General features: G+C 68.5%; 11 protein-coding genes and 1 pseudogene. 9 read left to right on the top strand and 3 right to left on the bottom strand.

What is annotated here, in order from left to right; genetic code table 11:
* The first annotated feature begins 14 nt into the window (after nt 1-14).
* Nucleotides 15-2,495, top strand: coding sequence for an MMPL family transporter (locus tag KAH28_RS08310; RefSeq protein WP_290575570.1), 2,481 nt, complete (start codon nt 15-17; stop codon nt 2,493-2,495).
* A 118-nt stretch (nt 2,496-2,613) separates the two neighbouring features.
* A complete protein-coding gene (locus KAH28_RS08305; protein WP_290575569.1) occupies nt 2,614-6,732 on the top strand; it encodes a Calx-beta domain-containing protein in 4,119 nt (1,372 codons plus the stop codon).
* A gap of 86 nt (nt 6,733-6,818) precedes the next feature.
* Here the strand turns inward: KAH28_RS08305 and KAH28_RS08300 are convergent, their stop codons facing one another.
* A complete protein-coding gene (locus tag KAH28_RS08300; RefSeq protein WP_290575567.1) occupies nt 6,819-7,463 on the bottom strand; it encodes a 2-hydroxychromene-2-carboxylate isomerase in 645 nt (214 codons plus the stop codon).
* Between the two features lie 159 nt (nt 7,464-7,622).
* Here KAH28_RS08300 and KAH28_RS08295 point away from each other — a divergent pair, with 159 nt between their 5' ends.
* From KAH28_RS08295 to KAH28_RS08285, 4 genes and pseudogenes are all read left to right on the top strand, one after another.
* Nucleotides 7,623-8,867 (top strand): alpha/beta fold hydrolase, encoded by a 1,245-nt coding sequence (locus KAH28_RS08295; protein WP_290575565.1) that lies wholly within the window; start codon nt 7,623-7,625, stop codon nt 8,865-8,867.
* A 55-nt stretch (nt 8,868-8,922) separates the two neighbouring features.
* A pseudogene (locus KAH28_RS08290) lies at nt 8,923-9,867 on the top strand (AraC family transcriptional regulator ligand-binding domain-containing protein); the annotation flags it as partial.
* Complete coding sequence (locus KAH28_RS17450; RefSeq protein WP_366918155.1) at nt 9,824-9,955, top strand: AraC family transcriptional regulator; 132 nt, start codon at nt 9,824-9,826, stop codon at nt 9,953-9,955. The pseudogene KAH28_RS08290 and the gene KAH28_RS17450, both read left to right, overlap by 44 nt.
* 157 nt (nt 9,956-10,112) lie before the next feature.
* On the top strand, nt 10,113-12,932 hold the full coding sequence (locus tag KAH28_RS08285; RefSeq protein ID WP_290575561.1) for a hypothetical protein: 2,820 nt from the start codon (nt 10,113-10,115) through the stop codon (nt 12,930-12,932).
* A 42-nt stretch (nt 12,933-12,974) separates the two neighbouring features.
* Here KAH28_RS08285 and KAH28_RS08280 read toward each other — a convergent pair whose 3' ends face one another.
* Nucleotides 12,975-15,161 carry a beta-propeller domain-containing protein gene (locus KAH28_RS08280; protein ID WP_290575559.1) on the bottom strand — a complete coding sequence of 729 codons (2,187 nt, stop codon included), beginning with the start codon at nt 15,159-15,161 and terminating at the stop codon, nt 12,975-12,977.
* Between the two features lie 207 nt (nt 15,162-15,368).
* Here KAH28_RS08280 and KAH28_RS08275 point away from each other — a divergent pair, with 207 nt between their 5' ends.
* On the top strand, nt 15,369-17,798 hold the full coding sequence (locus KAH28_RS08275) for a hypothetical protein (protein WP_290575557.1): 2,430 nt from the start codon (nt 15,369-15,371) through the stop codon (nt 17,796-17,798).
* A 7-nt stretch (nt 17,799-17,805) separates the two neighbouring features.
* Here the strand turns inward: KAH28_RS08275 and KAH28_RS08270 are convergent, their stop codons facing one another.
* A complete protein-coding gene (locus KAH28_RS08270) occupies nt 17,806-18,852 on the bottom strand; it encodes an AraC family transcriptional regulator (protein ID WP_290575555.1) in 1,047 nt (348 codons plus the stop codon).
* A 241-nt stretch (nt 18,853-19,093) separates the two neighbouring features.
* Between KAH28_RS08270 and KAH28_RS08265 the strand changes: the two genes are divergently transcribed.
* Complete coding sequence (locus KAH28_RS08265) at nt 19,094-19,861, top strand: 3-hydroxyacyl-CoA dehydrogenase (protein ID WP_366918152.1); 768 nt, start codon at nt 19,094-19,096, stop codon at nt 19,859-19,861.
* A 35-nt stretch (nt 19,862-19,896) separates the two neighbouring features.
* Nucleotides 19,897-21,105 carry an acetyl-CoA C-acetyltransferase gene (locus tag KAH28_RS08260; RefSeq protein WP_290575551.1) on the top strand — a complete coding sequence of 403 codons (1,209 nt, stop codon included), beginning with the start codon at nt 19,897-19,899 and terminating at the stop codon, nt 21,103-21,105.
* Nucleotides 21,106-21,117: the final 12 nt, after the last annotated feature.

The raw sequence follows: 21,117 nt of genomic DNA, 5'->3' as shown, positions 1-21,117 counted from the left end.
CCTTCGGATACCGCATGCGATCCCTCGCCAACGTCTTCTATCGCTTCTGCCTGGGCGCGCCCTGGCTGGTCGGGCTGCTGCTCGTCGCACTGCTCGCCGCCGCCGCCTGGCAGGCGCAGTACTTCAAGCTCGACGCCTCGGCCGATTCGCTGATCCTGGAAGGCGACGAGGACCTCGCCTACTACCGGGAGATCGCGGAACGGTACGGCACGCAGGATTTCCTGGTGGTGACGTACTCGCCGCGCGGCGAGCGCGGCCTGTTCGATGAGGCGACGCTGGCGCATCTCAAGCGCATGCGCGACGAGATCGCGGCACAGCCCTTCGTCGATTCCGTGCTCAGCATGCTCGATGTGCCGCTCATCGAAAGCCCGCCGATGACGCTGCGCGAGATCCAGGACGTGCAACGCACGCTGCTCGATCCCGGCACCGACATCGAGATGGCGAAGGCGGAATTCCGCACCAGTCCGTTCTACCGCAGCCTGGTGATGAATCCGGAGGCCACCACCACGGCGATGCTGGTGAACCTCAAGCCGGATGCGCGCGCGCAGTCGCTGCTCGACCGACGCGAGGCGCTGCGCCGCATGGAGCGCGAGGAGCCCGATGCCTTCGGCTCGGCGGAGGCGGCCGAGCTCGCGCGGGTGGAGGCTGCCTACGATCGGCGCAAGGCCGAGGTCCAGGGGCAGCTGCAGGACGACATCGCGAGCATGCGCGGACTGCTCGACGACTATCGCGACGAGGCCAGCATCTTCCTCGGTGGATTGCCCATGATCGCCGCGGACATGATCGATTTCGTGCGCAACGACATCGCCACCTTCGGCGTGGGCGTGGCCCTGTTCATCCTGCTTCTGCTCGCGATCTCGTTCCGCCGCGTGCACTGGGTGGTGGTGCCATCGGTGATCTGTGCCGCCGCCGTGGTCGTCTCGGTCGGCTTCCTGGGGCTGGTGGACTGGCGCGTGACCGTGGTGTCGTCCAACTTCATCTCGCTGCTGCTGATTCTCAGTCTCTCGCTGACCATCCACCTGGTGGTGCGCTACCGCGAGCTGCATGCGGAAGCGCCACAGAGCGCGCAGCACGCCCTGATACGCGGCGCCGTGGACAGCAAGTTCCTGCCGTCCCTGTTCACGCTGCTCACCACGGCGGTTTCGTTCGCTTCGCTCGCGATCAGCGGCATCCGTCCGGTGATCGACTTCGGGCTGATGATGACCGTGGGCGTATGCGTCGCCTTCGTGCTCACGTTCGTGATCTTCCCGACGGCACTGGCGCCGATGCGGCCGCGCAAGCCGCAGGATGTCGGTGCCGCGAGCCACGACCTCACGGCACGGATCAACCGCCGCCTTGCGGCAATGAGCGAGCGCGCGCCGCGTGTGCTGCTGATAGTGGGCGTGGCGCTGGCCGGGCTCGCCGCCGCCGGCATCATGCGGCTCACGGTCGAGAATCGCTTCATCGACTATTTCCACGAGTCCACCGAGATCTACCAGGGACTGCTGGTGATCGATCGGGAGCTGGGTGGCACCACACCGATGGATGTCGTGCTCGATCCGCCCGAGTGGTTTCTGGAGGAGCAGGAAGCCTGGGAGGAAGAGGACCTGCCGGACCTGGGCGGCGGTGGACTGACCGCGGAGAGTTACTGGTACAACGCGCACAATCTGCGCCAGGTCGCGGAGGTCCACGATTACCTCGATGCGCAGCCCGAGACCGGCAAGGTGCTCTCGATGGCCACCACCGTGCGCATGCTGGCGATCCTCAACGGTGGGCAGTGGCCGGGTGACTTCGTGCTGGCGCTGATCCAGCGCATGGCGCCCGAGCAGATCAAGGAGACCCTGTTCGACCCGTACATGGCCGACGACGGCAATCAGGTCCGGTTCTCGGCTCGCGTCATCGACTCCGACCCCGATCTCCGCCGCGATGCCTTCCTCGAGCGCATCCGGACCGATCTGGTCGAGAAACTGGAACTCGAACCGCAGCAGGTCAACATCACCGGGATGATGGTGCTCTACAACAATGTCATGCAGAGCCTGTTCCGTTCGCAGGTGGTGACGCTGGGTGCCGTCTTCGCGGCCATCGCGCTGATGTTCCTGTTGATGTTCCGCTCGCTCCGCATGGCCGCCATCGGTGTGGCACCGACACTGTTCGCGGCGGTCGTCGTGCTCGGCACGCTCGGCTGGATGGCGATCCCGCTCGACATCATGACCATCACCATCGCCGCCATCACCATCGGCATCGGTGTCGACGACACCATCCACTACTGTTACCGGTTCCGCGAGGAGGTGCGCCGGTCGGGCTACGAGGGCGCCATAGCGCGCTCCCATCTCAGCGTAGGGCGCGCGATGTTCTACACCACGCTGGTGGTCACGCTCGGCTTCTCGGTCCTGGCGCTCTCCAATTTCGTGCCCACCATCTACTTCGGTCTGTTCACCGGACTGGCGATGGTGGTGGCGCTGGTGGCCAATCTGACGCTTCTGCCCGTGCTGCTCATGCGCCTGCGGCCCTTCTGAGCGTTGCGCTGGCATACCGTCGAGTATTTGGGGTAGTCTCGAAGCGGTTGAAGCGTCTCACGCCATTCAGCGAGGGGGCGGCGTCGCAGCGCCGTGCACACGAGAGGGAGTAAAGCCGATGTTTAAGCGTCTTTCGCGCGCCGCGTTCGCGGCTGCGCTGCTTGCGGGCGTGGTGCCCGCTACCATGGCCCAGGAGAACGTCTGCTCGCTGAGCGGCGGGACCTTCAACTGCACGGTGTCGTCTCAGGACGACCTCGAGGCGGCGCTGCTGGCCATCCAGAACAACGACAACGAAGCGGTCGAGGAGTACGTCGTCTCTTTCGCGCCGCCCGAGGATCGGGGCTTCATCCGTCTGACCGCGACCAACGACGGTGAAGACACGGCGATCCGTCTCACCGGCGATGCCAACCCGGTCTGCGCCGACGACGAGGCGGACAACGCCCGCGCCGGCGCCGCGCTCTGCGTGGACGCGCCCATCCGCTTTCGCGGCGCCAATCCCGAGACCGGCGGTCGGGTCATCCTGACCACGCGCCTCGTCACCGACGATCCCGACAGCGACTTCGGCGATGCCTTCCTCGCCGCGTTCGGCGACTTCTTCCCGTTCCTGCCCGAGCCGGACGGTCCGGTGCCGTGCTTCGAGGGCGTTCCGGCCGAGGCATCGCCGCGCATCTTCTCCTTCGAGCGCGAGGGTGATTTCATCCTCGAGAACCTCTTCCTTTGCGACGCCAACATCGTCGGCAGCGGTGCTGCCGTGCAGCTCAGCGCCGACAGTGCGGCGTTCCTCGACCTTGATCGCGTCTTCGCGCTCAACAATCACGCTGATGGCAGCGGCGGTGCGGTCTACATCGATGGCGCGCCGCACAGCGTGCGCGTCCGCAATTCCAGCTTCTCGGGCAACACGGCCGGCACCATCGGCGGCGGCCTGCACGTCGCCGCGGGTCGGGCGACCATCGTCGAGACCACCATCGGCGCCTATCGCGGACTCGGGCCGGGCATCGATCCGGAGGGCAATCTCGGTGGCAACCGCGCTGCCGAAGCCGGTGGCGGCATCGCGGTCTCCGACAGCGGTCCGGCCGATGCGGACGACGGGGCACCGCTGCTTCGCGGCGCGATCGACCTCGAGAACGTCTCGATCATCGACAACATCGTCAGTGGCGGCACCGTGCTCGGCGGCGCCGGCGTCGCGGTCAGCTATGCAGCCAAGTTCGGCGAGGATGCACCGGTGTACGGCCTGTCGTCGTCGATCAACAGCACCATCGCGCTCAACACCATCGAGGGCGCGGACGGTGATTCGGCCGTGCTCGTCCGGGTCGACAACGCGGCGGCCGCGATTCCGGCGGTGTTCCCCGGAACGCCGGATCGTCCGTTCGTCGCCAACATTGTGGCCGCCAACGAGCGCGTCGATGGCGATACCGTCACGCCGCTGACCGACCCGGCAGCGCTGCCCGGTGATGTCGGCTTCGAGGACAATCTCCTCACCGGCGAGCGAATCGATGTCTTCCAGGGCGGGCCGGCCCGCGGCATCACCTCGCGTGGCCCGGTACTGCCGAGCGTGCTGCCCATCGCCTACGATTCGCCCGCGCGCGATGCCGCACTGACGCCGATCGCGGTCCCGAACGACCAGCGCGGCGCGGACGCGCAGGGCGACGCCCGCGACATCGGCGCCTACGAGTTCGCCGGGTTCGGTGCCGTGCAGTTCGCGCCGGCGCTGGAGCGCGGCTTCACGGTGTTCGAGCCGCCCTTCGACCAGGACGCCGAGCCCGATGCGGCGGCGATCGATGCCGACATTGCGCTGTCGCGCGTCGGCAATACCGACACCGCCATCAGCGTGACCCTGCGCACGGTCGACGGCACGGTCAGCGGCGCCGACGGCGCCGGCTCGATCGAGTCCGGCTCGGCCACGCCGGATCAGGGGCTGATCCTTCGCGACTATGCTCCGCAGGAGACCGAGCTGACCTTCGCCGCCGGCGCGACCGAGGCCAGCGGCACCGTCACCGTGCGGCCCGACGAGCTGCTCGAGGCCGAGGAAACCGCCAAGCTGCTGGTCTCGCGCCCCACCATCCAGCGCGAGGTGCTGCCGGGCGAGACCCTGGCCATCGCCGATGCCGACCTCGACATCCGCGAGCCCATCGACATCTCCGATGGCGACGACCGCCCGGTCTCGCTGGTGGCGCAGCCCTGTCTGCCCACGACCGCGGCCGACAGTGCGGCCGACTGCCTCAGCGACCTGCTGATCATCCGCGACCGCGAGCTGGTGCGGCTGGTGTCGCAGAACGTATCGGTCAATCCGCCCGATCCCGGTGTCGAATCCCGTCTGGAGGGCGACACGCTGGTGCTGTCCAACGTGCCGCGCGGCAGCACGGTGACGGCGCCGCTGCGCCGCCTGGGGCCGGCCGATTTCGCCGGCTCGGTACGCTGTCGCACTGCGACGGCCGCCGGCAACGGCGACAACCCTGCCACGGCAGGTGAGGACTTCCTCGGCGTCGATCGGCGCGTGACCTTCCCGAGCGGGGAGGCACTGGCCCAGCGCGAATGCGCCGTCGATCTGATCGACAACCCCGAGATCTTCACCAACGAGGGCACGGCATTCGCCTTCGAGTTCGTCGAGCCCGCGGGCCGCAATCCCGATCTCGACGATCTCGACAGCAATCCCGGTCTGCAGGTCGGGACGCCCTCGCGGATCCGCATCGAGATCGCACCCAGCGATGCCGATCCGGCCATCACCACGCGTTACGAGTTCGCGCAGGGCAGCGACACGGTCTTCGTCGTCGACCAGGGCGATCCGCAGATCATCGTGCGTCGCCTGGGCATCGCGTTCGACGAGGACAGCAACTACAGCGTGACCGCGAGCATCTCGGGCGAGACCGACGTGCTCGGCGACACTTCGCCGCAGACCCTTACCTGGGGGCCGGACGACTTCGCCGACAAGTCGATCACGCTGCCGGTGACGCAGACCGCGTTCGAGGATGACCGTACCGTCATGATCGCGCTCAGCGATCCCCGTCCGGTCGGCATGTCGCAGATCGGCACGCCGGTCGAGATCGCCGTGACGCTTCGCGGCACGGTACCGGACGAGGTCGAACCCGCCAGCGTCGCGCTGGCCGATGCCACCGTCGAGGTTGCGGGGGACCGTGCCACGGCCGGCATTGAAGTGGTGCGCAGCGGCGATCCGTCCGGAACGCTATCGGTCGACTTCGCTACCGTCGACGGATCGGCCGAGGCCGGCGAGGATTACGAGGCGACGACCGGTACCGTGTCCTGGGCGGCCGGCGAGACCGGTACCAAGACGATCATCGTGCCGGTGGTGCCGGCCGATGGCTTCCGTCCGCAGCGTGACTTCGAGGTCGAGCTCTCGAACCTCTCCGGCACCGCGCTGGACGAGGGCGAGGTATCGCTGACGCCGCCGACCACGGCCACCGTGGTGCTGCAGGCGGCCGGTGTCCAGCCCGAAGTGGCAATGGCCGACGCGAGCATCTCGGTCGCGCCGGACCGCACCACGGCCACCATCGAGGTCGAGCGCAGCGGTGATCCGTCCGGCACGCTGATGGTCGACTTCGCGACCTTCAACGGCAGTGCCACCGCCGGCACGCACTACGAGGCCACCACCGGCACCGTGGAATGGGCCGACGGCGAGGGCGGTACCAAGGTCATCGAGGTACCGGTGCAGGCACTGGCCGGCGGCTTCCGTCCCGAGCGCGACTTCCGTGTCGATCTCTCCAACGTCCGCGGCACCGCGGTCAGCGAGGGCTTCCTGACGCTGGAGGAGCCGGACTCGACGACGGTGGTGCTCGAGCAGTTCGGTACGCCGGCGTATTCGGTCTCGCCGACGCAGACCACGCTGCAGGCGCCCTTCTTCGAGCAGACCGTGCTGGTTTCCATCAACGCGCGTCCCAGCGTTGCCACCACCTTCGCGATCAGTGCCGACAACGGCGTCACACCGTCGCCAGCCGCGCTGACCTTCCAGCCGGGCGGTTCCCTGACGCGGGAAGTCGTGATCAGCCTGCCGTCGATTCCCGACGAGAACGAGACGGCCACCGTGACCATCGATCCCCAATCCGGCGACGCGGCCTTCACCGCGCTCGCGGCCAGGACGGTGGCGGTGACCATCGACGTTTCCGGTCAGCAGCAGGACGACGGCGGCGGTGATTCGGGTGGTGCGCTGTCGCTGTGGATGATGCTGACGCTGCTGGGTGGCGGCATCGCAAGCCGTGTGCGTCGGGCGCGCGGCCGCGACTGATCCGCGGGCGTCAGCGTCCCGGTGATGCGAGGGGCGGCCGGCAACGGCCGCCCCTTTTTTCATGCCGTGCGCGCTCCGACAGCAGCTCAGCCGGCCGGTCCGCGCGCGCCCCGTCGCACCGATCCCTCGCGCAGGGCGTCAATGGCGCGCATCCCGGGGCTGTCCAGCACCGCCGGGTCGCGGATGAAGTCTGCCGCGAATGCCATGCCGTCGACGCCCCAGAACAGCTCCCCGTCGATGCGCAGGGTGGGTACGCCGAATACGCCGGCGGCAGCGGCCGATGCAGTCCCGTCGCGCAATGCCTGCTTGATGGCGGGGTCGGCGGTGCGTGCGGGGTCGATGCCGAGTGAATCGGCGAGCGCGCGATGCTGCTCCGGCGATTCCGGGTCGGCGCCGGTGGTCCAGATCGCGCGGTAGATGGTGCGTATGGCGTCGGGGTTGCAGTCCGCGGCCAGACACAGCCGAAGGTAGGGGAGCGGGTTGAAAGGGTGCACTGCCGGCGCGCGCAACGCGATGCCGTGCTGTTGCGCAAGCCACGTGCACCAGCGGAAGGTCCACTGGCGCTTGGGGGCAATCTCTGCCGGGCCCTTCTGCCCCCAGTGATCGAGCAGGGCCGCGAACAGCACCGGCCGGTACTGGATTCGCACGTCCGCGGGCAATGTATGCAGGCGCTCGAACGCGATATAGGCGAATGGGGATATGAAGTCGAAATACCAGTCGACCGTACGCATGCCGGGCTCCGGGAGTGAGGAATCCCGCATTCTGGCACCGGGGCGGTGCGTCCGCGTCCGGTCTCGATGCCGGGGCGAGCGGCATCGCCTGCGGTAGTATCGGGCCCGGATCCGCGTCGGCGGCGAAGCCGGCGCTGCGCGCAATCGGGGGATACGGGCATGACGCTGGGCACGGTACGTCGCATCCGCCATTCGGGCCTCAAGGCCAACGACCGCGTGGCAGCGTGGCTCGACAATGCCTTCGACTGGCTGTTCATGCGTGGCACGCTGGTGCAGTCGGGGCTCACCGGGTACGACACGCTCCTCGAGGGCGACCCGATGACGCTGCGCTACTACCCCCTGCCCGGTACGTCGCGCATCGAGCTCGCGGATGGCGGCAGCATGGCCGTGCGTCGCGAGCGCCACGCCGTGCCGCTTATCCTGATCCCGCCACTGGGTGTCACCGGCGAGACCTTCGATCTGCTGCCCCAGCGGAGCCTGGTGCGCTACATGGCTGCGCGCGGCTTTCATACCTACATGATCGACTGGGGCAGGCCGGAGCGCCGCCACGCGCATCTGTCGCTGCACGACTACGCGCTGGACATGCTCGACGACGCCGTGCGCGAGGTGCGCCGGCATTCCGGCGTGCGTCCGGTGACACTGATGGGCTGGTGCATGGGTGGGCTGCTGGCGCTGATGTACGCGGGTGCGCGCGGGGATCGCTACGTGCGCAACATCGTCACCGTCGCCAGCCCCATCGACATGCGCAGCGGCGGCCTCATGGCACTGGCATCCGCCGCCCTCAACACGCCGTCGCGTCTCATCCGCCGTTTCAGCTCGTTCCGGCTGCACAACCTCAACCCGGCACATCTGCAGACACCCGGATGGATGACGACGCTTGCCTTCAAGCTCACAGACCCGGTGCGCAGCGTGACCACCTACTGGGATCTGCTGACGCGACTGGCCGATCGCGACTACGTCGAGATCCACAGCACGATGTCCGACTATCTCGACCACATGCTGATGTATCCGGCCGGCGTGGCGCGCGATGTGCTGATCAAGCTCGTGGTCGACAACCGGCTGGCGCAGGGCATGATCGACCTCGACGGCAGCGAGAGCGCAATGTCCGAGATCCGCGCCAATCTCCTGGTCTACGCCGGCGAGGACGACCATCTCGTATCGCCGGCGACCGCGCAGCGCGTGCTCGACCTGGTCAGCAGCCGCGACAAGGCCTTCCGCGTCGCGCCCGGCGGGCACATGGGCGTGATGCTGGGGAGCGAGGCGCAGCAGGCGGTCTGGGAGGCCAGCGCGGCGTGGCTGGACACCCGCAGCGCGGTGACGCGCAGGCGGTCGCGCAGCGCGGAAGCCGAGCAATCGCGTCGTCGTGCGCGGGCGCGGCGACTGGCCGAGGACCCGACCGTCTAGCAGCCGGACAGCGGTCGACGTACCGGCCGTCCGCGAAGCGGCGCACAATGCCGGCATGAGGGTGGAGGATTTCCACAAGCCGCTGGTGCCCGCAACCTACGTGGTGATGTCGCTGGAACTCGCGGCCGAGCGCGGGGTGGCGCGGGACGTCATCCTGCGCGACATCGTGCTGCCCGAGCCGCTGCTCGCGCACAGCGAGGCGCGTGTATCACTGCTGACCTATGGGCGCATCGTCGCGCGCAGTCTGCGACTGACCGGGGATGCGGCGCTGGGTTTCGCATTCGGTCTGCGCAGCAGCCTGACGGCACACGGTCTGCTGGGTCTGGGCCTGATGTCGCAGGCCACCCTGCGGGATGCGCTGACCTTCGGCGCGCAGTATTTCGTGCCGTTGCGCTTCCCCGGTTTCGAGCTGGGCATACGGCCGCTGCGACACGAAGGCGGCGAGCGCTGGATCGGTCTGCAGGAGACGCTGCCCTACGGCCCGCTGCGGCAGTACGCCTTCGATGTGCTGGCGGTGGGCTTCACGCACGTACTGGAGCTGGCGCTGGGGCGCGACGAGTACACGCTCTGCCTGCAGCGCCCCGAGCCGGCCGATTTCGCGCGCTTCGCCGGTCAGCTGCCGACGATCCGTTTCGACAGCGAGGTCAACCGCATCCGCGTGCCGGCGGAAGCGCTGGAGCGCCCGCTGCCAGCGGCCAACGCGATGACCGCTCAGCTGGTGCGCCAGCAGTGCGATCATGACTTGGCGCTGCTGGGTTTTCGCGGCGACGAGCCGGCGCGGGTGCGGGCCCTGCTGTACGACAGCGGATCGGAAGGCTATCCGGGCGTCGAACAGGCTGCGGCGCGCCTTTTCATGTCCGTGCGCACACTGAAGCGCCGCCTGCATCAGCACGGCCTGAGCTACCGCGTGCTCGTGCAGGAAGCGCGCTTCCGGAAAAGTCAGCGGATGCTGCGCAATACCGACCTCAGCGTCGGCGAGATCGCGACGCGCCCTGGGCTACCGCAGCCCCGCGAACTTCACGCGGGCCTTCCGCAACTGGGCCGGCGTGTCGCCGGGCGCCTACCGCAAGGGTGACGGCGCGGACTGAGTGCTGGCTGATTGGCGCAAAGCGCTAGATTGGCCCGCAATGACAGCCACCTTGGCACGGCGGCCTATCACGCTGGGCGCGTTGCGCGCGCGACAATGCCGCAATCACTACACAGATCCGCGAGCAAGTGGACCGGAGGCAGACCGTGATCAGGCAGATGGCAGGCATCGTTGCCGCGGCGCTGGCGTTGACCGCGTGCAGCGGCGATTACAGTGGCGGGCCGGTGGAGGCCGACGACGGCGGCGGCAACGGCGGCAATGGTGCTGGCGACGGCGGTTCGGCGCGCTTCGCCTCCGTCGAGGACTTCTTCGCCGCGGAGGTCCAGCCGGGACTGGCCTTCTGTCGCAGCTGCCATGTGCCCGAAGGCGTTGCCGGCAGCGACCCGGATGCGGCGCGCTTCATGCTGTCGCGCGATCCGGAAGAAGACTACCAGCGCCTGCAGGCCGCGTGGCAGGCGCTGGGCGAGGGCGTGACGGAGAACCTGCTGCTGATCGAGCCGGTCGACCCGGCGGAGCCGCATTCCGGCGGCAAGCCCTGGCCGGAGGGCGGCGCGCGGTACGCCGCGATGCGCACGCTGCTGGCCTGCTGGGCCGGCAGGGGCGACTGCGAGGGACTGGCCGGCGGCAGTGATGACGGCGAGGCCCGGCCGCTGCTCGGCAATCCGGGAAAGCACTTCTTCGTCAACGAGCTCTGCGACGGCGCGCCGGACGACACGCCCATCGATTGGCGCGAGGATCCGCGGCGCCTGCTCACGCCCGACGGCGGGCTGATCGACAGCGAACAGTACGCCGTCCACTTCAACGATCCCTACGAGATCTGCAAGACCGAGACCCTCTTCGAGACCCAGGCGCGCCAGAACGAGCTGCGCCAGGCCGCCGGACAGGCGCCCATCTATTCGGCGCGCCCCGATCCGCAGACCTGCGGGGAATGGCGCGCGTCGGTGCAGCGCGGCCACGACTGGATCGCGGGATGGCCGAGCGATCAGCCGATGGGGACCGGCGAGGCGCACGGCGAGGGATTCTTCGGTAGCGGCATCAATGTGTCCGGTACATCCGCGGCGGCCTGGAACAATCTCTGGCGCGTGTGGGGCATGCCGGGGCGGCCCGAGAACTTCGACCAGCAGCTCTTCGAGCGCTACGGTCACAGCCCGCCGCCCGCCCACATCCACAATCCCTATCCGCTGCCGGGCGAGATGGATCAGCTCAGCGAGGACTTCGGCGGCAGCGGCACGCTGCCGCTGGGCTGGGCGCAGGGCCGCGATGCGGACGGGAATTACAACGGCACGCTCGGGCTCAACTGCTTTTCCTGCCACGCCGGCCAGATCGGCAGCGGCCAGGTGGCCGGGCGCGACGGCACCGGCAACAGCCGCAGCTACGGCGCCAACGCGCACGGCAGCTTCATGGGCCTGCCCAACACGAATACCGAGCTCGGGGTGTTGCTGGCCGATCTGATCAACGCCGGCGCTCGCGACATTCCCGGCGTGGGCGAGGCGATGGACGCGCTGCAGGTGCCGGCCTTCGGCTACATCCCGGTCGTCAACACCACACGCGGGACCAACGCCGCCGATACCGAGATCGAGGCGATCTTCCTGATCCGCGACTGGGACACCCTCGATTTCAACCGGATCTTCGTCTATCCCACCCACGCCAACACCGGGGATCAGGATCCGCCGGCCTGGTGGTGGCTATCCAACAAGACGCGCTATCTCTGGTTCGGCGGACATTCCACCGATTCGGTGCGCGGCAACATGTACTTTGGCAGCGTCAATGCACTCTCCGGCGACCAGGTCAAGGCCAACGAGGGCATCTTCGAGGATGTCCATCAGTGGACGCTGACCGTCGAGGCACCGGACTATCCGCACGGCTACTGCAGTGGTTCCGACGGCGAACCGACCGGAGGGGACGATCCCCGCTGCATCGATCGGCAGCTGGCGGAGCAGGGAGCGGTCCTCTTCCACGAGAAGGACCTCTGGGCCGAGGAAGCCAATGCCGACATCCCGCGCCCGAAGGGCAACGGCGCCTGCGCCGGCTGCCACGGCGCCTATTCGCCGCGCTATGTCCACGACGCGCGCTTCCTTCCCGATCCCGCGCTGGCCGGTACGGTGGGCTATACCGTGCCCCTCGGGACCATCGATACCGATCCCGCGCAGACCACGGGGTGGTCCCCGGTGATGCGCGAACACGTATCGACGATGTGGCACTCGTATCCGGATGCCGTCGACGGCTACGTGGTGCCCGAGGAGAAGAACCGGCTGCGCGAGACCCTGGATGACTACCTCATCCAGGGTGTCAGCGGCGCCGATCTGGCCGAGCAGCTCAATCAGCATCTGCAGGGGATGGGGGCACTCCAGCCGGTCGCGGACCTGGTGAGCAGCGTTCTTGTTCCGGTCGTTGGGGGCCTGGTGCCGGAGCTGCCCCTGGGAGAGATCGCGGGACGCGTGAAGGGAGCCTGCAGTTTCGAGGAGAAGACCGTGGGCTATGTCACGCCGCCGCTGCATGGCGTCTGGGCCAGCGCGCCCTATTTCCACAACGGCTCGGTGCCGGATGTCTGGGGCGTGCTCAAGCCCGAGGCCCGACCCGACATGTGGCGGCGCCAGCGGACCACCACCGATGTGCACTTCAACCAGTTCGAGACGCGCATCACCGACGGCGCCGCCGGGCGGAGCGGCTACGACTGGGAGCGGATGGGCTGGAAGCACGATGTGCTGTCATGCAGCGCCGGCAGCGGCATTCCCTACTACAGCTGCCAGCCGGACCGGGACCTGCCGCAGGAGATCCAGTGGCTGTACGACACAATTCTGGGCGGGCTGGTCTGGCCGACCTGGCTGGTGCCCCCACCCATCGGCGAGCAGGGGCTGGCCCAGCGCATGATCTACAACACGCAGATATACTCCAAGAAGAACCGCGGCCACGAATGGACGCAGGCCCTCACGGACAGCGAACGGCGGGCGCTGCTGGAATATCTGAAGACGCTGTGAAGGCCGTCGGTGTGTTGTCGCGGCCGCTGCCCCGGCGGTCGATCAGTCCAGGCGCAGCGTCGCGCGTTCCGATGCCGTTGCGTCCGAAGCATCGAGCACCTTCAGCTTGGCGGACGAGAAGGTGAACAGGGTCGTGGTCTCGCCTTCCCGTGCGATGGCCGAGCGCAGCGGCTCGTTGTAGCGCACCGGCGCGAAGGCACCGCAGCCGTCCGGGGGCAGTTCGTCGCGCTGCGGCGGGCAGCGGTCGCCACCGTCGGCCGGCACGTCCTTGTGGTCGATCCGGGCGTATTCATCGATGCCGTCGACGCCCTGTGTCGGGTCGATGCGGTAGGCCATGAAGCCGCTCAGCGCGCGTGTGCTGTCGGGCGCGCTGATCTGCGCCGGGATCGACAGCAGGCCGGAGCGTGCGTCATCGCCGTCCGCGAGGAAGGTGAAGGCCAGCGGCTCGTACTCGGCGAGGCTGTAGGCGTACTCGTTGGCCAGAAGCGCGGGGGTCTCGTCGGCCAGCGCGGTGGGCGCGGCGAGGTTGGTGACGTCGAACAGGCGCAGCTGGAAGCCGTTGCCGGTGCCGATGCCGCCGTCGCCGGCGGACCGTCCGATGGTCAGCAGATAGTCGGAGCCCAGCGGGTAGATGTAGCTGGAGAAGCCGGGGATGTCGAGCTGGCCGGCCAGGACGGGATTCGCCGGGCTCGAAAGGTCGAAGGCCACCAGGGGGTCGATCTGCTCGAAGGTCACGACATAGCCTCGGTCCCCGAGGAAGCGCGCCGAGCGGATGGTGTCGCGCGGCTTGTCGGGGAGGAAGTTGCGCAGCGCACCGACCTCGTCCATGGAGGCCACGTCGAGCACCATGAGGTTGTTGCGCTCGGTGCGCTCGCCGGCATCGTTGTAGCGGGTTTCGGTGGCCGCGACGCGCAGGTGGCCTTCGTGCTCGTCGAGCTGATAGGGGTCATCGATCCAGCCGTCGGCGAGGCCCACCGGGCCGGGCACGGCGCTGCCAGTGCCGATGGCGTATCGGTAGATCGCGGTCTGCTGCTGCTGGTCGCGGTCGAACCACCAGCCGCCGCTGGTCTGCAGCAGGTAGAGATTGTCGCGGCTGCCGTAGACCGTCCACGCATTGTTGATCGTGCCCAGTGTCGCGGGGCGGCCGCCATCGGTATCGATGCTGGTGATCATCAGCATGCCGAGGCGGGTATCGACATCGGCACGCTGGACCGACGTACAGGCGAGGGTCTGTCCGGGGGCGTCGCCCACGCGCTCTTCCGGCAGCAGATCCGCTATCGGCATGGCCTCGACCGCGGCCGTGATGCGGCCGCGTATCTCCCGTGCCAGGCGCTCCTGCTCGGCGGTGTCGCCGTTGCGCAGCGCCCGCGGATAGTCGCCGTAGACCAGATCCTGGAACGCGGCATCCTGCTGCAGCGCCGAGGGGTAGGGGAAGCCGAACTGCGTGACGAGGTGAATGCGGTCGTCGATGCGACGGCTGTCGACCAGCAGTCCGTCGTTGCGGTAACGGCCCACGGCCATCGGCGCCGCCGGATCACTGACGTCGAAGAAGCGCACCTCCGTTCCATCCGCGAAATTTGGTGGCGGCGCGATGACGGCATCGGCAGCGATACCGGTCACCGCCGGTGCGTCGAGATAGACGTAGCCGGCCTCGAACAGGATGGCCAGTCGGTCATTGGCAGCGTCCAGGTACATGCCGCGGACCCGGCGCTCGCTGTCGAGATCGATGCGGGCGCGCACGGCCGGACTCGCCGGATCGGCGGTATCGATCACCAGCAGCTCGCCACGGTCGCGGGAGACGAAGTAGATGTCGGTGCTGTCGGGGTCGGTCTCGATGAGATCGGCTTCGTCGACGCCGCTCACCTGCGTGTTGGTGTCCGTCACATCGCGCTGCGGCGGCGCACTGGGTTCGGGCGACGCCACCGGCGCGCCATCGGCGCCGCCGAGGTCGTCACCACCTTCGGCGATTGCCGGCCCGCATCCGAAGCATCCGTATCCGTACGCGTATCCGGTGAGGTACTCCTCGGCCAGCGCATCGGCAAAGTAGGTGCGGAACGCGTCGCAGCTCTCGAAGGCCTGCTGCGCAAGGCGGTTCTTCGGCGTGGCGAGCGGATCCGACCCCGGCGCTGCCGGCTCATCGCCTCCCGATGATCCGCACGCCGCCAGGGCCGCAGCGGCGAGCGGGAGGATGGATCGGCAGAGGCGCGAGCGAATCTGGGCGTGGGACATGACCTGTCTCCGAGGGTCGGTGTAGCGGCAGCCGCCAATGTATCCCGACCGTCGCGCCGGCGGAAGCACCCGGTTCGCGCGGCTGCGTTGCGCCGACAAGTGGTGGGCGAGGCGCCGATTGACGCCGTAAAATGACATATGTAGCTTTTACTCGAACCATTCGGGCCGGCACATCGACGCCGAGCCATGCAGAGGTGATTTCCCGAAATGCTCCGGTATCGTTTCAAGGGCGTCCTGCCGGGCGCGTTGATGATGTGCCTCGCCGCATGCAGCGGCGACTACAGCGGCGGTGCGGCATCGGGGGGCGGCAGCACCGGCGGCACCGGTGTACGCGCTGCCACCATGGAGGCGCTCTTCACCGACCAGATACAGCCGCGTCTGACCTTCTGTCGCTCGTGCCACGTGCCCGGGGCGGCGGCCGATGTCGAGGACGGTCGCGACTTCATGCTCGGCGACAACCCGGACGCGGATCTGGGTCATCTGCGGGCCAGCTGGGAGCGGCTGGGCGGCAACAACCCGACGTCGCGCATCCTGCTCATGGCCTCGGGCGGAGAGGCGCCGCATACCGGTGGCGCGCCGTGGCCGGAAGGCAGTTCCGCACACGACGCCATGGCAGTGCTGCTGGGCTGCTTCGGCGACCCGGACGGCTGCGAGGCGCTGCTCGCCGGTGCGCCCGATGATGCGCCCGAGGACGAACTGCCCCTGCTGGGCAGCCGGCGCGGCGGGCACGCCTGGTTCGATTACTGCGCCGGCCGGGACGACGCGGCCGCGCTTCCGGCCGATCCGCGATCGCTGGTCCGGCCCGGTGTCAACGAGGGGCGCGCCGTCTACTTCAACTCGTACTGGAAGCACTGCCACGCCGATCCCGAACTGGTCGGCGAGGATGCGCCGCCCGCGACCTGCGGGGAGCTTCGCGCGCAGACCGCGGCGGGGCGCACGCTGATCCTGGGCAACGGGGCCGTCGGCGCCGGCACCTTCTTCGCCGGAGACGATACCGACGGATTCCTCCAGATTGCGGCGCGCGACTACAACAATCTGTGGCGGCAGTGGGGCATGGCGTCGCGGCCGGCCAACTTCGATCAACTGGTGGCCGAACGCTACGGACTGGCGATGGGCGAAGCGTCCAATCCCTATCCGCTGCCCGGCGAGGATCCCGACGCCACCGACGGTGGCAGTGGCCAGCTGCCGACCGGCCTCACGCAGGTCCGCGAGCCGGACGGTACGTGGACCGGGAAGCTGGGCGTGACCTGTCACTCCTGTCATTCCGGCAGGATCGGCACCAGCGCCGACGGGGACGACCTCGGCGTGGTGTACGGCAACGGCAACAACTTGAGCGAATTCCCGCTGCTGTTCACGGACGCGATCCTGCGTCCCAAGCTCCCGGTCGTGGGCGCGCTGCTGCCGCTCACCGTCGGCAAGACCCGCGGAACCAACAATGCGCTCGCCCTGCAGATCATCACCCTGCTGACGCCGAACGACGAAGGGCTGCGCCGCGGCATGCTGCGGTTCTATCTCGCCTCCCCCAACGGCGGTTCGCTGGATACGCCGGCGTGGTGGAACGTGGGCAGTCGCGCCACCAAGTTCGTGGACGGATTCCTGCCCATGGGGGCGCTGCGCTCGAACATCGGCTTCTTCATCCCGATGATGGATGCCCCCGTACCCTTCGACTCGCGCAGCGCGACCGCGTGGGTGCGCGAGCACGCGCGCGAGGCGGATACCTACCTGATGTCGCTGAAGTCCCCCGCGTACCCGGGGGATGTCGATCCCGAGCTCGCTCGCCAGGGCGCGATCCTGTTCCACAGCAAGGATCTGTGGGCCGGGAACCTGGACAATCCCGCGCCGCCGCCTGCCGGTGGCAACGGTTCCTGCTCGAGCTGCCACGGCGCCTACTCGCCGCGCTACGTGAACGATCCCGCCTGGCTGGAAGCGCCGGAACTCGCTGGCGTGTCCAGCTACATCGTCGCGCAGGATGTCATCGGTACGAATCCGCAGCGCATGCTCAGCGACAACGAGGCCGCGGAGCAGTATGGCAAGCGCGACTTCTTCGCTTATCCCGAGACCGTGGGCACGGCCGAGGACTGCTCGACCCAGAACCGTGCCGAGCTGCGCGAGGGCCGACCGACCGGGTATCTGGCGCCACCGCTGCATGGTGTCTGGGCGTCGGCCCCGTACTTCCACAACGGTTCGGTGCCCGATGTCTGGGGCGTGCTCGATCCCGGGGCACGGCCGACCATCTGGCGTCGTCCATCCAGGCCGATGCCGCAGGGCCAGGAGCACGCCGATCAGGTCGTGATGGGTTACGACACGGATCTGCAGCGCGCCTACGACCATGACCGGCTCGGCTGGAAGCACGAGGTGCTGCAGTGCGGCGATGACGGGGCGACACCGGGCATCGATTGCGTGCGCCGCGGCGAGTCGATCCCGTCCGCGGTGCAGTCGCTGTCATCGCTGCTCTACAGCGTGAACCCCTTCCTGTGGTACGCGCCCTCCATTCCGGTCCTGACGCAGGCGCAGATCGAGCAGCGCAAGGTGTACAACACCAACGACTACAGCCAGAGCCATGACGGGCACGACTTCACGGTCGTGCTCACCGATCAGGAGCGACGCGCCATCATCGAGTACCTGAAGACGCTGTGATCCGGGGCTACCGCCCTGCCGGAAGGTCGCGGGGCGGCTCGCTCCGGCTGCGCCGGAAGGCGCTGGGGGAAATGCCCTTCCAGCGCTTGAAGGCATTGTGGAAGGCGGCGGGCTCGGTGTAGCCCAGGCGCTCGGCAATCTCCGCCAGGGTCATGTGCGTGGAGGTCAGCAGTTCCTCGGCGAGGGTCTGACGGACCTCGTTGACCAGCGAACGGAAGGAGGTGCCCTCCTGATCCAGCCGCCGGCGCAGGCTGCGCGGCGCCATGTGCAGCTCCTCGGCGACCAGTTCCAGCGAGGGGATCTCGCCGGGCTTGCGCAGCAGGCGGTCACGGATCTGCCCCGAGAACCCGGAACGGATGCGGCGGCGCGTGAGAAGCTGACGACACTGCTCCTCGCACATGCGCGCCATGATCGGGTCGGCCTGCGGAAGCGGGGCGTCCAGCGACTCGGCATCGATGAGCACCGCGTTCATCGCGGCACCGAACTGCGGGCGCACGCCGCACAGCTTGTCGAAGCGCCAGGCATACGAGGGCCGCGGAAAGCGGAACTGGGCGCTGCGCGCCGGGAAGCCGCCGGGGCGCATCTCCCAGGCGGCGTTGGCCCAGGCCGCGAAGTCACGCTCGATCAGGAACTGGCGCACGTCGTCCGGGACATCGCTGTCGTCGAGGACGATCAGCATGTCCTGCCCCCGGCTCTCCAGGCGATAGCGGGCGAAGGCGTAGCTCAGGTCCAGATAGCGCACGGCGATCTCGGCGGCGCTGCGGAAGGTCGGACTGCTGAGCAGCGCGAAGCCCCATATCCCGTAGGAGGACAGGTGATAGCGCAGCCCGGCATCGAGACCGAGCCCCGGCATGGGACCCAGTCCGCGCAGCATGTTCCGGATCAGGTGGAGCTCCTGTGCCGCCGTGATCTCGGTGGCCGGGTCGGCCAGTGCGTTGGCCGTGATCCCGGTTCCGGCGAGGCATTCGCTCAACGGCAGTCCACGCTCGGCGGCAACCCGAGTGAGCAACTGGGCGCTGATGACCGGACGACGCACGTCGCTGAAGGGCATCATCGTGTCATGACCCTGATTTGGCCGATTCCATAAAGCTCGCGATTCCGATGCGAAGCGGCAACCCCAGTCATTCCGGGGTTTTCCAGCGGGGGCGGTCATGCGGCATGGCCGCTTGGCCCGAATTATTAACCATATGGCCGGACGGCGCATACCGGTGATGCGCCCCCGGGGGCAGGATTGCTCCCCTTAACAGGGCGGAGTGGCTCACGCTCCGCGGCCAAGTGCGAACAGGGGACAAGCTATGCAGACCGAGGGCAGTGTGTTTCTGGTGACCGGCGGTGCGTCGGGGCTCGGGGAGGCCACCGTGCGTGCGCTGGCTTCGGCCGGTGCGCGCGTGGTCATCGCCGACCTCAACGACGAGCGCGGACAGGCGCTCGCCGGCGAGATCGGTGATGCCGCGCGCTACGTGCACGTGGATGTGACCGACGAGCAGCAGGTCCAGACCGCTGTCGATATGGCGGTGAACGAACTGGGCGGGCTGCACGGCGCCATCAACTGCGCCGGCATCGGCGCGGCAGAGAAGGCGCTGGGCAAGGAGGGGCCACTGCCGATGGCCAACTTCACGCGCATCGTCAACATCAACCTGATGGGGTCGTTCAACGTCATCCGGCTGGCCGCCGCGGTGATGGCACAGAACACGCCCAACGAGGAGGGCGAGCGCGGCGTGGTGGTCAACACCGCATCCGTCGCCGCCTTCGACGGCCAGATCGGCCAGCCCGCCTATTCCGCCTCCAAGGCTGGTGTGGTCGGCATGACGCTGCCGCTGGCCCGCGAGTTCGCGCGTCACGGCATCCGCGTCATGACCGTGGCGCCGGGCATCTTCGAGACGCCCATCCTGGGCGGCCTGTCTCCCGAAGCGCTGGATTCGCTCAACCGCTCGGTGCCGTTCCCGTCGCGCCTCGGCCGTCCCGGCGAGTTCGCGCAGCTCGCGGTCCACATCGTCGGCAATCCCATGCTGAACGGCGAAACCATCCGCCTCGACGGCGCCATTCGCATGGCGCCGCGCTGAGTGCGACCCGAATCCATCCTTCCATCGAGATCACCATGACCGAAGCCTATATCTACGATCACGTCCGCACGCCCCGTGGCAAGGGGCGCCCGGACGGTGCCCTGCACGAGATCACCCCGCTGCAGCTCGCCACCCAGGTGCTGACCGCGCTGCGCGAGCGCTCGGAGCTCGACACCTCGCTCATCGACGACGTCGTGATGGGCGTGGTTTCCCCGGTCGGCGAGCAGGGTGCGGTGCTGCCGCGCTCGGCGGCCCTCAATGCCGGCTACGGTGACGGCATTCCCGGTGTGCAGGTGAACCGCTTCTGCGCCTCCGGTCTGGAAGCCTTCAACATCGGCGCGGCCAAGGTGATGTCCGGTCAGGCGCCCGCCATCGTGGCGGGGGGTGTCGAGGCCATGTCGCGCGTGCATATGGGATCGGACGGCGGCGCCTGGCCGACCGACCCGTCGTTCGCGCCCGAGGTGCACTTCGTGCCGCAGGGCATCGGCGCCGACCTGATCGCGACCATCGACGGCTACTCGCGCGAGGATGTCGACGCCTTCGCCGCCGAGAGCCAGCGCCGCGCCGCGGCGGCATGGGAGGAGAACCGCTTCGGTCGGTCGGTCCACCCGGTGCGCGACGTCATCGGACAGGTGGTCCTGGACCGCGACGAGCACATGCGGCCCGGCACCACCGCGGCCGATCTCGGCAATCTCAAGCCCTCCTTCGACAAGATCGGCCAGATGGGCGGCTTCGACGCCGTCGCCATCCGGCGCTATCCGCAGGTGGAGGCGCTCCGGCACGTGCACACGGCCGGCAACTCGAGCGGCATCGTCGACGGCGCCTGCGGCATCCTCATCGGCAGCAAGGAGTACGGCGAACAGGCCGGCCTCAAGCCGCGCGCCCGCATCCGCACCTTCGCATCCATCGGCTCCGAGCCCTGCATCATGCTGAGCGGCCCGGCCCACGTCACGCAGAAGGCGCTCAAGCTGGCCGGCATGTCGGCCAGCGACATCGACCTCTACGAGGTCAACGAGGCCTTCGCGTCGGTGGTCATGCGCTTCATGCGGGCGCTCGACGTGCCGCACGACAAGGTCAACGTCAACGGTGGCTCCATCGCCATGGGGCATCCGCTCGGCGCCACCGGCGCGATCATTGTCGGCACCGCGCTCGACGAGCTCGAGCGCACCGACAAGTCCACCGCGCTCTGCACGCTGTGCGTGGGTGCCGGCATGGGCACCGCCGCGATCATCGAACGCGTCTGACGCGCCGCGCCT

This window comes from Algiphilus sp., from assembly GCF_023145115.1.
Classification (GTDB): Bacteria; Pseudomonadota; Gammaproteobacteria; order Nevskiales; family Nevskiaceae; genus Algiphilus.
Note: the sequence above shows the minus strand (reverse complement) of the source record. Positions and strands in the feature narration are given on the sequence as shown.

Coding starts and splice junctions, on each gene's coding strand:
- KAH28_RS08310 (WP_290575570.1), top strand. CDS start 15: ATGCGATCCCTCGCCAACGTCTTCTATCGCTTCTGCCTGGGCGCGCCC.
- KAH28_RS08305 (WP_290575569.1), top strand. CDS start 2,614: ATGTTTAAGCGTCTTTCGCGCGCCGCGTTCGCGGCTGCGCTGCTTGCG.
- KAH28_RS08300 (WP_290575567.1), bottom strand. CDS start 7,463: ATGCGTACGGTCGACTGGTATTTCGACTTCATATCCCCATTCGCCTAT.
- KAH28_RS08295 (WP_290575565.1), top strand. CDS start 7,623: ATGACGCTGGGCACGGTACGTCGCATCCGCCATTCGGGCCTCAAGGCC.
- KAH28_RS08285 (WP_290575561.1), top strand. CDS start 10,113: ATGGCAGGCATCGTTGCCGCGGCGCTGGCGTTGACCGCGTGCAGCGGC.
- KAH28_RS08280 (WP_290575559.1), bottom strand. CDS start 15,161: ATGTCCCACGCCCAGATTCGCTCGCGCCTCTGCCGATCCATCCTCCCG.
- KAH28_RS08275 (WP_290575557.1), top strand. CDS start 15,369: ATGCTCCGGTATCGTTTCAAGGGCGTCCTGCCGGGCGCGTTGATGATG.
- KAH28_RS08270 (WP_290575555.1), bottom strand. CDS start 18,852: ATGATGCCCTTCAGCGACGTGCGTCGTCCGGTCATCAGCGCCCAGTTG.
- KAH28_RS08265 (WP_366918152.1), top strand. CDS start 19,094: ATGCAGACCGAGGGCAGTGTGTTTCTGGTGACCGGCGGTGCGTCGGGG.
- KAH28_RS08260 (WP_290575551.1), top strand. CDS start 19,897: ATGACCGAAGCCTATATCTACGATCACGTCCGCACGCCCCGTGGCAAG.